This window comes from Streptomyces scopuliridis, from assembly GCF_042790125.1.
Taxonomy (GTDB): Bacteria; Actinomycetota; Actinomycetes; order Streptomycetales; family Streptomycetaceae; genus Streptomyces; species Streptomyces scopuliridis_A.
The window spans coordinates 35152-49459 of record NZ_JBHTZS010000036.1; the positions used below are offsets into that span (position 1 = coordinate 35152).

A 14308-nucleotide genomic window follows, 5' to 3' on the forward strand; every position below is an offset into this window, starting at 1 on the left:
GAAGATCAGCCGCCGTCGATCGTCGCCGTCAATGGTGCTCTTCCTGTGTCAGGGGGTCGTACCGCCGCAGGGCCCGGTCCAACTGCGCGGCGAGGTCCGGGGCGTTACGGCTGTCCATCACGGTCCAGTGGTCACCGGCGACGGCCCGCACCTCCACGGCGGTGTAGAGGCCGCTCAGATCGCGGTGCAGTCGCAGCCGCGTACGTTCGTCCACCCCGGCCTTGAGGATCAGGGCGGGGCAGCGGACCGGCCTCGGGACGTACCGGAACATCGCGTTGATGCTGTGGTTGTGCACGGCGACGAAGTCGGCGCCCAACTCTTCCGGCCGTCCGGTCCTGGCCCGCTGCCGGCGCCACCGCGTCACGTCCGAGATGCGGAGGATCCGCTGGTCCTGGTCCCCGTCCCGCGCGCCCACCACCGGCTGTGCGCCGCCGAGTCCGAGCACCGCCTGGGTCTTGTAGAGCAGGCCGCCGAGGAGAAAGTCCGGCCGGGTGGCCATGGGCAGTCCTCCGGTGTCCGGGAGGTAGCCGTCCACCCCTGCCAGCAGGGCCACTTCGCCGCCGTCGGCGGTGATGCGGCGGGCGATCTCATGGCTGAGTATCATCCCGAACGACCATCCGCCGAGCAGGTACGGGCCGTCCGGCTGGATCCGCCGGATCAGCCCGACATGGTGGTCCGCGATGTCCTCCAGCCGGCGCGGCGGCGCGCACCCGTCGTGCAGGCCCGGGGTCTCCAGGCCGTAGAAGGGACGGTCGCCGAGGTGTTTCGCGAGTTGGCGGTAGCACAGGGCACTGCCTGACGCAGGGGCCGAGAAGAAGAGCGGGGTGCCCTGGCCCGTGTCGTTCAGCACCATGAGGTTCGGGATGTCGCCCGGCGTGGTGGCGGCGGGTCCCGAGAGGGTCGGTGATGTCCGTGGCTCGAACCGACCCGGCTGCCGGGCCTGCCGTGCTCGCGGCTCCGGCCGCGGTACGGAGCCGACCAGGCCCGCCAGGTATCCGAAGGTCGGGTTACGGGTGAAGTCGGACATCGGAACCTGTATCCCGCACACGTCCCGTATCCGGGCCAGCAGATGGACCGCGGCGAGCGACTCGCCACCGAGGGCGAAGAAGTCGTCCTCGGGCCGGGCCAGCGGAACACCGAGTTCGTAACGCCACAACTCGTCCAGGGCGGTGGTCGCGCCCCGGTCCGTGTCTGCCGCGAGCGGCTCCGGAGCCTCGGCGGCGGGGGGTGCCGGCGGGGCTTCTTCCGGGCGCGGACCCGGGGCGGTGCGGGCCGGTGCCTCGGGTGCGGGTGCGGGCGCGGACCGCAGGGTCTCGGGGACGTCGGTCGGGGCCATGGCCGTGATGGCGGAGGCCCGGACGGTGTCCGGAAGCTCCGGTGGCCGCAGCCGGACCGTGCGCGGCAGCCACGGCCGGCCCAGTGTCCGTGGCAGCGCGCCGAGCACCGCCGCGCCGAACCGGTCGGCGTGCAGATGCGTCCAGTCCGCGTCCGCCGGGGGGTCCAGCAGGGCGCGGGTCGCCCCGTCCAGCGGGCCGGTGCTCAGCAGTACGCCCGGGACAGCGGCGAGGGGTCCGCCGGACCGCAGCGACGTCCAGCGGGTGATGGCGTCGCGTGCCGCCCGCTCGTCGGGCGAGCGCAGCACGGACAGCACCAGATCCGTGTCGGGGGCGGGCGGCGCGGCGTGGTCCTCGTCCGGCGTGCGGGCCGGCGCCGCGATCATCAGCGTATGGTCCGAGGGGACACCCTCCGGGGCCACGGTGATCTCCGGGAGCCCCGACTCCGCGAGAGCCCGCTGCCAGCTCGCCGCGTCCAGGACGATCGAGGTGCTCCGCATCTCGTCGTCGAAGTCCCACCAGCCCGGCGCCAGCCCCCACAGCAGATGGCTCCATCGCGTCACCTCGGTGACCTCCACGAGGGAGAGCGCGCCCGCCGGGGACAGCAGGTTCCGCAGATGCCCCAGAGCCGTGTGCACCGAGGGGGCGACATGGATGACGTTGTACGCGATGATCAGGTCGAAACTGCCCGCCGCGAGCCCCTGTTCGACCGGGTCGTGGGTCATGTCGTAGGTGGAGAAGCGCACTCCGCCGATGCCCTTGGCACGGGCGTACGTGGCGGCCCTGCGCACCAGCAGTGTGCTGATGTCGGTGAAGTGGTAATCGACGTTGTCCCGGTCCTGCCAGCCTTCGAGCAGTTGCCAGGTGAACAGGCCGTGTCCGCCGCCGACCTCCAGGATCCGCAACGGACGGTCGCCCCAGGTGCGGTGGAGGGAACGCACCGTTTCCTGAAGGGCGTTCAGGCAGAATCCGCCGTCGTAGATCTCCAGCCGGTTGTCCGGCAGCCGGGAGCGCAGCATGCTGTCGTCGCCGTCCGGCCAGAGCACGGCGACCGGTTCCTTCCGGCCGTCGAAGACCGCGGGCAGTTCGGCGGCGATGCTGTCGAGCAGCCGGTGCAGACCGTCCACCTCCCCGAGGCCGCCGCCCGCCGCCAGCAGGTCCCGCGGGCCGGTGACGACCCGGTAGCCGTCGCCGGTGCCGTCGGCCGCCGGTTCGGGCCGCAGGACGTCTTCCTCGACGAGGGAACGCAGCAGGAAATCGACGAAACGGGGCAGCCGTTCACCGGCGTTGAGCCGACGGCGCAGTTCGGGGCCGGCGATCCGGTCGCCCGGCCTCAGTCCGGCGCGGTCCAGGACGAAGCGGGCGATGAGACCTCCGCAGTAGCGGTCGACCGCGGCGGTCAGCTCGGGACGCTGGGAGAGCCTGGCGGCGCCGGGCCGCCAGGTATGGGTGGCGGCGATCTCGCCGGGGGACGGCCGTGCGGGCGGGGAGGCGTCGCCGAGCAGAGCCCCGACCCGGACACCGGCCGCGGCGAGGTCCGCGGCGAGCACGGTGGCGTCGGTGGCGTCGGAGACCAGCGCCACCCTGGGGGTGCCGGTCAGCGGCTCGACGGGGACCGGCCGGGGCAGCAGGGACCACCAGCCGCTCCCGCGCCAGGCGTAACGGGTGGCGTCCGGCCAGGGAGCGGGGAGCCACCCCGGGCGGCCGACGAGGCCCATGTCGAGCAGCGTGGTCCGGTCTCCGGCCGCCTCCCGGTGGCCGAGCCATTCCACGGCCTTCGACGGGGCGCCGGCCGCTCCCGTGCTGTCGTCCAGGACGTCGAACAGTCCTCTGCCCAGGAGCAGCAGGTGCACGCCGGCGGTACGGGCCCGGTCGGCGAGGCCGGTCAGCGCGGTCCAGTCGTCGTCCGGCGGTTCGGGCAGTTCGGCGACGACGACTGGCGCGGTGAGCCCGGTCAACCGGTCGTCCGTAGCCGGCAGGCCCAGTTCGGCCGCGAGTGTCCCGCCGACCGCCGCGGCGCCGTTCGCGGACAGCCGCGTGGAGACCGAAGTCCAGGCGTCGGTGGTCAGTTCCGGGTGAGGTCCCGCGCCGGGCGGCACGGGCTCGGGGCCCCGGCGTGGCGGCCCGGCGGGGGCGGCGCCACCGGCCGGGGGAGTGGGCCTCGCGGGGAGCGGTTTCGGCTCGTAGGGGTGCGCGGGCAGCTCCGTGATGGAGGGCTCGTCGGCGTCCAGCAGCCCGGCCAGATCGACGTCGACCCCGTATTCCCAGAGGGCGGCGCAGAGTTGGAGCACGCTCTCGGCCTCCTGGTCGGCGGCCCGTCCCAGGGCCGGCAGGGCCGGGGTGGCGGCGTTCCAGCCAGGGTGCGTCCGTACGGCGCGCAACGTGCTCTGCCCGGGGCCGAGTTCGATGACGAGGTCGCACGGGGAGGCCAGGAGTGTGCCGATGGCGCGGTCGAGCTGGACGGTGCCGCGCAGATGGCCTGCCCAGTGGCCGGGATCGGTGAGCTGCCCCGGTTTCACCGGCTCGCCGGTGAGGGTGGAGACGACGACGGTGTCCCCCGTCTCCGTGGCCCCTGCGGGGGTGGCGGCCACCTGGGCGCGCAGTTCCTCGGCGGGACCGTCCATCATCGGCGAGTGCGAGGCCCGGTCGATGTCCAGGAGCCGGCAGGACCAGCCCTCGGCGATCCAGGTCTCGTACGCCGTGGTGACCGGTTCCGGCTCGCCGGACAGCACGAGCTGATGGGGGGCGTCGATGGCGATGGTGATGCCGTCCGGCACCCGCAGCCGCCGGCCGGGCTGCCGGACGACGGCGATCATCCGGCCGGGGGCCGCCGACAGCATCGCCCGGCCCCGCAGGTGGACGAGGGCCAGGGCGTCCGGGAGGCTCCAGACCCCGCAGAGAGCGGCGACGACGTACTCGCCCACGCTGTTGCCCATCATCGACGCGGGCCGCACCCCCCAGACGCGGAGCTGACTGCCCAGCGCGTATCCGAGGGTGAACAGGGCGAGCTGCTGGAAGACGATGTCCTCGACCGGGGCGGCCTCTCCGGTGATCAGAGCGGTCAGGTCGACGCCGTGGCGCTCCAGGGAGATCCGCGCGGCCTCGTCGAACACCGTGCGGAATTCGGGCAGCAGCCGGTGGGCGGCGGCGCCGGCGCCCGGGTAGAGGGTGCCATGGCCGGGGAAGACGAAGGCGACGGCCGGGGCGGTGCCGTCGTACCGGACCGGAGCGCGGGGAGTGCGCAGGGCGGCGACGAGCGCGTCCCTGTCGGCGGCGACGACAGCCGTACGGTGCGGCAGCCTGCGCCGGCCTTCGGCGAGGGTGAAGGCCACGTCGCCGAGCCCGTCCCCGGAGGAGCCGTCCCCGGAGGAGCCGCCCGCGCCGGAGCCGCCCGCGCCGGAGCCGCCCGCGCCGGATCCGGCCGGAGCGGAGGCGGCCGGGGCGGAGGCGATCGCGTCCGCGACCGACGTACGCAGCCTCTCCAGCGCCCAGGGGCTGCTCGCGGACAGCGGGAAGACCCGTGCCCTGACGGTCTGGGCGGCCCGGCGGGAGCGTGGCGAGTTCTCCAGGACCACATGGGCGTTGGTGCCGCCGATCCCGAAGGAACTCACCCCCGCGAGCAACGGTCCGTCGGCATCCCACGGCTGTACCTCGGTGGCGACCCGGAAGGGGCTCTCCGCCAGGTTCAGATCCGGGTTGGGCGAGCGGTAGTGCACCGTCGGGACGATCTCCCGGTGGCGGAGCTGGAGCACGGTCTTGATCAGCCCGGCGACGCCGGCGGCCGCCCCGGTGTGGCCGATGTTGCTCTTCACCGAGCCGAGCCATGTGGTGCCCACGCGGTCGGTGCTCTCCCGGAACGCCGAGGTGAGCGCCGCCACTTCGATGGGGTCGCCGACCTTGGTCGCGGTGCCGTGCGCCTCCACGCAGCCGACATCGGCGGGGTCGACGCCGGCCTGGCCCAGGGCCAGCCTGATGACATCCCGCTGTCCGGTGACGGACGGCGCCGTATAACCGACCTTGGCTCCGCCGTCGTTGTTGAGCGCCCAGCCGCGGATGACCGCGAGGACCCGGTCCCCGCTCGCCAGGGCGTCCTCCAGGCGGCGGAGTACGACCACCCCGGCCCCGCTGCTCGGCACCGTGCCACCGCCCGCGGCGTCGAAGGGACGGCAGTGTCCGTCCCGGGACATGATGTGGCCCTCGCTGTATCGGTAGCCCGTCCACTGGGGCAGTCGCAGCGACACCCCACCGGCCAGCGCCACGTCGCAGTCATGCGTCAGGAGGCTGTTGCACGCCTGGTGGACGGCGACCAGAGAGGTGGAGCAGGCGGTCTGCACCGTCAACGCGGGGCCGCGCAGCCCCAGTTTGTAGGCGACCCTGGTGGCGACGAAGTCCTTCTCCGCCCCGATCACCCGGCTCAGCAGCTCCCCGTCGCCGGGTGCGCGATCCGGGGTGATGTCGCTTCCGGCGTAGACACCGATCCAGCCGTTCAGCCGGTACGGGTCGATGCCCGCGTCGTCGAGCGCGGTGGACGCCACTTCCAGGAACACGCGCTGCTGCGGATCGATGGTGGCGGCCTCGGCCGGGCTGTAGCCGAAGAAGACGTGGTCGAACCGGTCGCCGCCGTCGATGGTGCCGCGCACGGGTACGTAGTCGGGGTGCCGGCTCAGCGCGGGATCCACCCCGGCTGCGAGGGACTGCTCCACGGTGAACCGGGTCAGTCCTTCCCGGCCCGCCCGGAGATCCGCCCAGAAACCGGGGACGTCCCTGGACCCGGGCATGCGCGCGGCCATGCCGATGACCGCGATCTGCTGATTGTCCGTCATGAGTTGCGGTTCCTCCGGAGGGTTCCGTGCGCGGCGGGCGACTGCCGCTGTGCGGGGGACCGCCGACGGGCGGCCCGGACTTGGACGTCGTCACCGGCGACCGGAGAGGACGCGGCCGGGCCGTCGCCTCCCGGGGCGAGGAAACGGGCGAGCTGACGTACCGTCGGAAACTCGAAGAGCCGGTGTACGGGGAGCTCCCGGTCCAGGTCCTCCAGCAGGCGGGCGTGCAGGGTGGCCAGCTTCAGGGAGTTGCCGCCCAGGTCGAAGAAGTTGTCCGCGGCCCCGACCCGTTCGAGGCCCAGCACCGTGGACCAGACGGCGGCGATCCGCCGTTCCAGGCGGTCCGAGGGCGCCACCCAGCTGTGCGCGCCCGCCAGGTCGTCACGGCCTGGCCGGGGAAGTCTGGCCGTGTCGACCTTCCCGTGCGCGGTCGTGGGCAGTTCGTCGAGCCACATCAGGGCGTCCGGCACCAGATGGGCCGGCACACGGGTGGCGAGCCCGTCCAGGACGCGTCGGCTGTCCCGGTCGCCCGGGGCAGCCGGGACCACATGGGCGACCAGGGTCGTGGCGTCCCCCGAGACATGGGCGCGCTGCACCAGGGGATCGGCGAGCAGTCCCGCCTCGACCTCCTGGGGCTCGATCCGGCGGCCGCGCACCTTGAGCTGGCGGTCCATACGGCCGAGGAACTCCAGTGTTCCGTCCTCGCGCCAGCGGGCCCTGTCGCCGGTCCGGTAGACGGGGCCCGGGGCGCCGTCGGGGCCGGCAGGCAGGAACCGTTCCCGGGTCAGCTCCGGGTTGCCCCGGTACTCCAGGGCTATGCCGACCCCGCCGATGAAGAGTTCACCGATCACGCCGGGTGCGCAGCGGCGTCCGGCCGGGTCCAGGACGTACACCGATTTACCGGTGATCGGGCGGCCGATGATGTTCAGCGGCGCGTCCCCGGGTGTCGGGCCGGGCTGCCAGGTGGCGACCACACTGCCTTCGGTGGGCCCGTAGTTGTTGGCGACCCGGTATCCGAGACCGGCGGGTGGCCGTCGGGTCTGGGCCGCGGCGCCGAACAGCATCCAGCGCAACGTCGGAAGGGCCGCCCCGGTGGCCCACACCGCCTCGGCGACTGGCGTGGACAGATAGGTCATGGTGATCCGCCGCTCGGCGAGCCACGGTGCCAGCTCGGGTACCACGACGCGCTTCTCGTGGGCCACCACACAGGCTCCGGCGGCCAGATAGGGCCAGATCTCCCACTGGGTGGCGTCGAAGCCCACGCTGGACAGATGGCTCGCCCGGTCCCGGGGCGTCACGTCGTACGCCTCGGCGTGCCACAGGGCGAGCTGGGCCAGGCCGTGATGGTTGAGTACCGCGCCCTTGGGCCGTCCGGTCGTCCCCGAGGTGTAGAGCACGTAGGCGGGCGAGCCAGGGGCCGGGGCATGCGGCTCGGGCACCGGGCCGTCGTCCTCGTACACGGACGGGTCGCCGAGGTCCAGGACCGGGATCGGCCCGGCGGCGGCGCTCCGGCCCGGCCCGGTGATGACGGCCCCGGCCGCGACGCCGTCAAGGGTCAGCCGGATTCGCTCCTCCGGGTAGTCCGGGTCGATCGGGCAGAACGCGCAACCGGCGTACCAGGTGGCGAGCATGGCCGCCACCAGGTCCTCGCCACGGCCCAGGACGATCGCCACGACCGGCTCGCGCCCTTCGACGGCGGTCCGGATCCGGGCGGACAACCGCGCGGCGCGTACATGCAGTTCGCCGTAGCGGAGAACGCCCCGGGCGGACTCGACGGCCGGTGCGTCGGGCCGCTCGGAGATCCGCTCGGCCAGCAGCGCGGGCACCGTGGTGGCCGGCGCGGAAGGCGCGCCGTTCTCGAAGGCGGTGATCCGTCCGTACTCCTCGGACCCGATCAGCCGCACCTCGTCCACACGCCGTGACGGCGGGCCGCACAGCGCCTCCACCATCCGGCCCAGCAGCCCCGTGAAGGCCCGGGTGGCCGCGGCGGTGATCCGGTCGCCCCGGTATGTCACGGTTCCGGTGAACCGACCGCTCTCCTCGCGGAAACTGACGGTGAGGGCGAACTTGGCGACATGGTCCGCCTCCGGGTCCTCGAAGGCGTACGGGGTCAGCTGCCCGGGACCCACCGGCACCGGGGCCGGCGGCTCCGCCTCCACCACGAGCATGACCTCGACGTAGGGGCTCCAGCCGGGACGCCGCGGCGGGTTCAGGCGCTCCACCACGTCCTCGAACGGGACATCCTGGTGGTCGATCGCGTCGAGGACGGTGCCGCGCAGCCGGCCGAGGAGTTCGCCGACGGTTTCGCCCGGCCGGGCCGTGGACCGCAGTACAGCGGTGTTCAGCAGCGGCCCTATGACATCCGTGTGCTCCTCGTGGAGCCGCCCGGAGACCGGTGTGCCGAAGGTGACGTCGTCCCGGCCGGTCCAGCCGTGCAGCGCGGCGGCGAGCGCCGCCGCGAAGACCATGGCCGGGCTCACACTGTGCCGCGTCCCCAACTCCTTGAGGTGTGCGGTGAGTTCCTGGGGGAGCGGTACGGAGATCTGGCCGTTCGGCGCCGGGGCGCGGGGCGGCTCGAATCCCGGGTGGACGGGGGCACCGGCCAGCTGTCCGGCCCAGTGGTCGAGACCGGCGGAACCGGCGGAGCCTGCCGGGCGGACGAGCGCGTCCCGGTACTGCGGGCGGAGCGGGGGCGGCGGCGCGCCCGGGTCGAGCGACTGGGCGTAGCAGTCGGCGAGTTCGTGCAGGAAGGGGTGTGCGGAACCGCCGTCCCAGATCAGATGGTGAGTGTTGAGCAACAGGAGCTGTTCCCCGTCCGGCAGGTCGAACAGGGTGACACGCAGGAGCCTGCCGGAGCCCGGGTCGACGGGCTCCCGGGCGGCCGTGCGCAGTCGCTCCGTCACCTCGCGTTCCCGGTCGTCTCCGGCGAGCGCGGTCAGGTCCTGGTGGCCGACCTCCGGCTGCCAGGGGACGCCGGGTTCCTGCCACAGGGCGCCGTCACGCTGGACGAAGACGGTTCGCAGGATCTCGTTGCGCCCGGTCATCCGGTGCAGTGCCGTGCGCAGGACGGCGGGCTCCAGGCGTCCTCGGACCCGCCACACCATCGGCACCTGGTAGAGGTCTCCGCCTTCGAGGAACTGCTCGTCGAACCAGATCCGCTGCTGGAAGCCGGAGGCGGGCAGCGGTGTTCCGGACGTGCCCGGTGTGGGGGCCGGCGCGGGCCGTGGTCCGTCCGAGAGCCGGTCGAAGGCGTCGGCGAAGTCCTGGAGCACCGGGTGGTCGAAGAGCGTCCGCAGCGGCGGTGTCTCCCTGCCGAGCCGCTCGGCGCTCTCGCGCAGCGCTCGGGCGGCGAGCAGGGAATGGCCGCCCAGTTCGAAGAAGGACTGGTCGGCGGCCGGGCCGTGGACCTTCAGCAGCTCCGACCAGACCTCGGCCACCGCGCGCGCCGTCGCGGTGCGCGGCGGGGCGGCGTCCCGGCCGGTCGCCAGCGGCGTGCCGGCCTCCCGCAGCCGTTCGGCGTCGATCTTCCCGTTGACCGTCAGGGGGAGGCTCCCCACGGTGAGGAACCGTGCCGGGACCATGTACGAGGGAAGGCTCGCCGAGAGGTGGCCGCGGAGGGCCGCCGTGGTGGGCGGGGCACCGTGTGGTACCAGGTACGCGGCGAGTCGCCGGTCGCCGCCGGGCCCGGATTCGGGCAGGACCACGGCGCCGTCGACCGTCGGATGTTCGAGCAGCCGGGCCTCGATCTCGCCGGGTTCGATCCGGTAACCGCGTATCTTGACCTGCTGGTCGGCCCGGCCGACGTACTCGACGGTGCCGTCGGGCAGACGGCGGGCCAGATCGCCGCTGCGATACAGCGTTCCCTGGCCGAAAGGGTTGGGGAGGAAGCGCCGCGCGCTGAGTTCGGGACGGTTGAGGTATCCGGCGGCGACGCCGAGGCCGCCCACCCAGATCTCTCCCGTCTCCCCGGCCGCGAGCGGCTCTTGGCCAGGGCCGAGGATGAAGAGGCTGGTGGTCGGCAGGGGGACGCCGACGTTGCTGCGGCCGGTCTCGATGTCCTCCGCCGTGACCTGGCGGAAGGTGGTGTGGACGGTGACCTCGGTGATCCCGTACATGTTGACCAGGGCCGTGCGCGGGTGACGCGCCGCGAACCCGGCGAGGGACCCCGGATCGAGTTTCTCGCCCGCGAAGATCACGTAGCGCAGGGAGTCCAGCGGGGCCCGCGCGGTCCCGTGCGCGCCGGTGAGCTGGGCGAAGGCGCTGGGCGTCTGGCTGAGTACGGTGACGCTCTCGGAGCGCAGCAGGGCGAGGAAGCGCTGCGGGTCCCGGGCCTCGTCGTGGTCGACCACCACCAGTCGTCCACCGTGGGCGAGGCAGCCGAACATCTCCCAGACCGAGACGTCGAAGGCATAGGAGTGGAACATCGTCCACACGTCGGTGGGGCCGACGTCGTACGGGAGCCGGTCATTGACCACCAGCCGCACCACATTGCGGTGGGTGATCACCACGCCCTTGGGGCGGCCCGTGGTGCCGGAGGTGAAGATCACGTACGCGGGCGAGCCGGGGTCGGTCTCCGGCAGTTCCCTCTCCGGAGCATCGCGGAGCTCGTCCAGCGCGATCACCGGTCCGGTGAAGCGGCCGGTGTCCTGCCGCCCATCGGTGACCAGGCAGACGGCCGCGCTGTCCTCAAGGATCATCCGATGGCGCTCCGCGGGCACCGCCACGTCGAGCGGCACGTACGCGGCTCCGGCGAACAAGGTGCCGAGAACCGCCTCCACCTGCGCGATACCGCGCGGCAGCAGCAGCCCCACCAGATCACCGGGGCGTACCCCCCGGGCGGCGAGCCCCCGGGCGAGGGTGCCGGCGCGGTCGGTCAGCTCGGCGTAGGTCACCCGCCGCGTACCGTCCGAGACGGCGATCGCGTCCGGTGCCGCGGCCGCGCGCCTGCGCAGCAGCTCGGGCAGGGACACATCGGGGAAGTCCGCGTCCGTGGCGTTCCATGCCAGCTCCTTCGCCAGCAGGGCCTCGGGCGACGGCCGGTCCCCGGCGGCGACGGTGGCCGCACCGACAGTGCCGTCGGGGTCGGCGATCAGTTCCGCCAGCGCCTTCGGGTAGGCGGCGGCCAGTTGTTCCACGGTGGCGCGCCCGACGGCCCCGCCGGGGTCCTTCCAGATCACGCCAACACCGCCGGAGTCCTCCCGGAGCATCACGGTCAGCGTGTGGTCGGCGTAGTCTTCCGTCGCCAGCAGCCGCAGCACGGCGTGGCTGTCCGGGCCCGTCAGCCGGAGCGCGTTCAGATCGATCTCGTCCCGCGAAGGAGCCGCCCAGTACTGGAAGATGACCTGGCCGGCATGGGCGCGGGCGTGCTGCCCCGTCAGCCCGGCGGCGCGCAGCAGCGCGGGATAGGGCAGGCGGCCGTGCCGGACGGCGTCACGCAGATTCCGGTGCAGGTCCCGCAGGACCTGATGGTGGCTGATGCCGGTGGGCAGCCGGTGGCGCAGCGGGAGAACGTTGGAGAAGTAGCCGACGCGGTCGCGCAGTTCCCGGGTCCTGCCGTGGTAGGGCGTAGGGACGATCAGGTCTTCCTGACCGGTATGGGACCGGATGAGCAGACAGAAGGCGGCGTACAGCGGGATCACCGGGTGCACACCGGCGGCGGTGGCCGCCGTGCGGGCGGCGGCGACCAGGCCGGGGTCCAGGGCGGTCTCGTGGAACGAGGGCTCGCCCGCCCCGCCCGGCAGCCGGAGCGGCGCGGGCCTGTCCTCGCCCAGTGTCCGGCGCCAGTGTTCCCGGTGCTTCTCGCCCCGTGGGCCGTGGGTCAGTTCGTGCTGCCGACGGGCGAACTCCGCGTGGGCCGTGGTGTCGTCGGCGGGACCGAGGTCCTTCCCGGCGTAGGCGTCCCGGAAGGCGGCCAGGAACGGGCCGCAGGCGCGTCCGTCGAAGACGAGGTGGTGGACATCGATGAGCAGGACCGTGTAGTCGGGGCCGTGCAGCACCTGGACGCGGGCCAGCGGTCCCTGGCGCAGGTCGAAGGGGGCCGTGCCGTGGCGGCTCACCAGTTCGGTCCGCGGGCTGTCCGTGCGTACTTCGGTGACCGGGATGGCGGGGGCGTCGTCCCAGCGCAGCTCGGTCTCGTTCCCGCGTTCCACGACTCTGCCGCGCAGCATCGGGAAGCGCTGTCCGAGCGACGTCGTCGCCGCGTGGACCCGTCGGATATCCAGCTCGCCCGTGTCGACCAGCATCGGCAGGTGGATGATGTGGCTGGACCGGTCCGGGGCGACCTGCCAGTGCACCCAGACGGCTTGCTGGTCGACGGAGAGCGGAAGCCGGTGGCCGGGGGCGGTTGCCGCGCAGGTCCGGGACGCTCCTCTCGACGCGCTCGGGGCGCGCTCGTCGTTCTGCTTCTTCATCGCTCCCCCGGGTGGGTGTCGGCGGTCGGCGGTACATCGGTGATCACACCTGCGAGCAGGGAGGCGTACTTCCGGTCGCCGCTGAGCCAGGCGTCGCTCACAGCGGCGTGATCGGGGCCGGGCGTCGCGGGCTCGGCCTGCCGCCACAGTCCGGCGAGGCGGTCCCTGGCCCCCGCGCAGTGGACGGCCGCGAGGTCCTGGACCCCGGTGCGGCCCTCGCGGTGCAGGCGCGCCGCCTTGGCCAGGACGACGGACATGGTCAGGAGTTCGTCGGCGATCCGGCTGAACGCGATGAGACGGTGCTGGTGTTCGTACAGTCCGGGTACGGAATGACCGGCGGTGAACCTCTCGCAGGCGGTGCCGAGCAGCCGGGTCTGGGCCGCGGCGAACCGCAGATGGTCCGCGTTCACCGGGTCGAGGCCGTCCGTGCACGGCTGCTGTCCGGCATCCTGCGCGAGGGCGGCCGATTGTCCGGCGCGGGCCGGTCCGTAGTAGGAGAACTGACTCATGCGGGCGGCCCAGAAGTGCAGCAGGAACGATACTCCGCCGGAGATCCGGAGGTTTCTGGCGTCCCGGTAGAAGCGTTCCAGCGGAAGGGCCGGCACGCCGCGCCGCGCCTTGCTGGGCGCTGTTTCGAACCCCTCTCCGGCCAGCAGGTCCATGGTGCGGTCGGCGGCCCGCCAGCAGATCTCCGCGCTGATCGCCTTGGTGACGTTCTGTTCGAAGGCCACGTTGACGCCGAGTTCGGGCTGGTCGGTGGGGAGCAGACTCCATTCGGCGAGGGCCTCGATGGCGAAGACGTCGGCCATGGTGGAGGCGACCATGTGCTGGATTTCCTCCCGAACGCCCAGGGGGCGGCCGTCGACCGTACGCCGGTTGACGAAGTTCCGGGACCATTCCAGACAGAGTTTGGCGATGGCGAGCCCGGGAGCGGTGATCAGATGCAGGCGGCCCCGGACCACGGCCATGGTGAGTTCGGCGGTGATGCGTACCTCGGTGTCCGGGTCGGCCTCGGTGATCATCCGTTCACGCGGCACGCGGACTCCGTCCAGCACCAGTGCCGCGTTGGGGAAGCCTTTGACCCCCATGAACTCGTGGCGCGACCGGACGCTGAACCCCGGGTCGGAGGTCTCCACGAAGAACAGCCGTGGCCGGTCCCGCCCGTCCTCGTCCAGCATCGCGGAGACGGTCACCACGTCCGCGATCGGGCCGTTGCCTATGTGGATCTTCTCACCGGTCAAGAGAAACGTTTCACCGTCATCGGTGGGCACCGCACGGGTCTGCCGGGCGCTGTTCGAGGCGCCGGTGGGCTCCGTGTCGGCCGAACCGGAGATGATGCCGTCCAGCAACCGCTGTTCGACATAGGAGTACAGATCGCCGGGCGGCAGCGCTCGCAGGTACGTTCCGGAGCCGACGGCCGTCTGGATCCCGAGGACCAGGGCGACCGGCACCGACCAACTGGCCGCCGCCTGGACAACACGGAAGGTGTTGTAGCCGGAAAGACCCAGGCCGTTGACGTCAGGGGAGTCCTGGAGATTCAGGAATCCCTTGCTGCGCAACTCCTCCAGCAGCCCTTCCGGGAGTTCCCGCGTGGCATCGACGGCGGTGGGGTTCACCCGGTCCCGGAGGATGTCCGTCAAGCGCGCCACCGCCGCGTCGCCCACCCTCGCGTCGGCGGAATCCTGCGCGACGAAATTGCTTATCATGTCCCATTCGAACCGGCCTTGATAGATTTCCTCCA

At 72.7% G+C, this 14308-nt stretch carries 3 protein-coding genes; all 3 read right to left on the reverse strand.

Annotation, left to right across the window (positions count from 1 at the left end; genetic code table 11):
• Positions 1–28: 28 nt before the first annotated feature.
• From ACFRKB_RS33820 to ACFRKB_RS33830, 3 genes are read right to left on the reverse strand one after another with little or no spacing between them, the layout of a single operon-like run.
• The gene (locus ACFRKB_RS33820) at positions 29–6157 is read right to left on the reverse strand and encodes a type I polyketide synthase (protein WP_383110440.1); all 6129 of its coding nucleotides are present in this window, start codon (positions 6155–6157) and stop codon (positions 29–31) included.
• Complete coding sequence (locus ACFRKB_RS33825; protein WP_383110441.1) at positions 6154–12567, reverse strand: amino acid adenylation domain-containing protein; 6414 nt, start codon at positions 12565–12567, stop codon at positions 6154–6156. Before ACFRKB_RS33825 ends, ACFRKB_RS33820 begins: the two co-directional genes overlap by 4 nt.
• The gene (locus tag ACFRKB_RS33830) at positions 12564–14273 is read right to left on the reverse strand and encodes an acyl-CoA dehydrogenase family protein (protein WP_383110442.1); all 1710 of its coding nucleotides are present in this window, start codon (positions 14271–14273) and stop codon (positions 12564–12566) included. The genes ACFRKB_RS33825 and ACFRKB_RS33830 overlap by 4 nt, the downstream gene beginning before the upstream one ends.
• Positions 14274–14308: the final 35 nt, after the last annotated feature.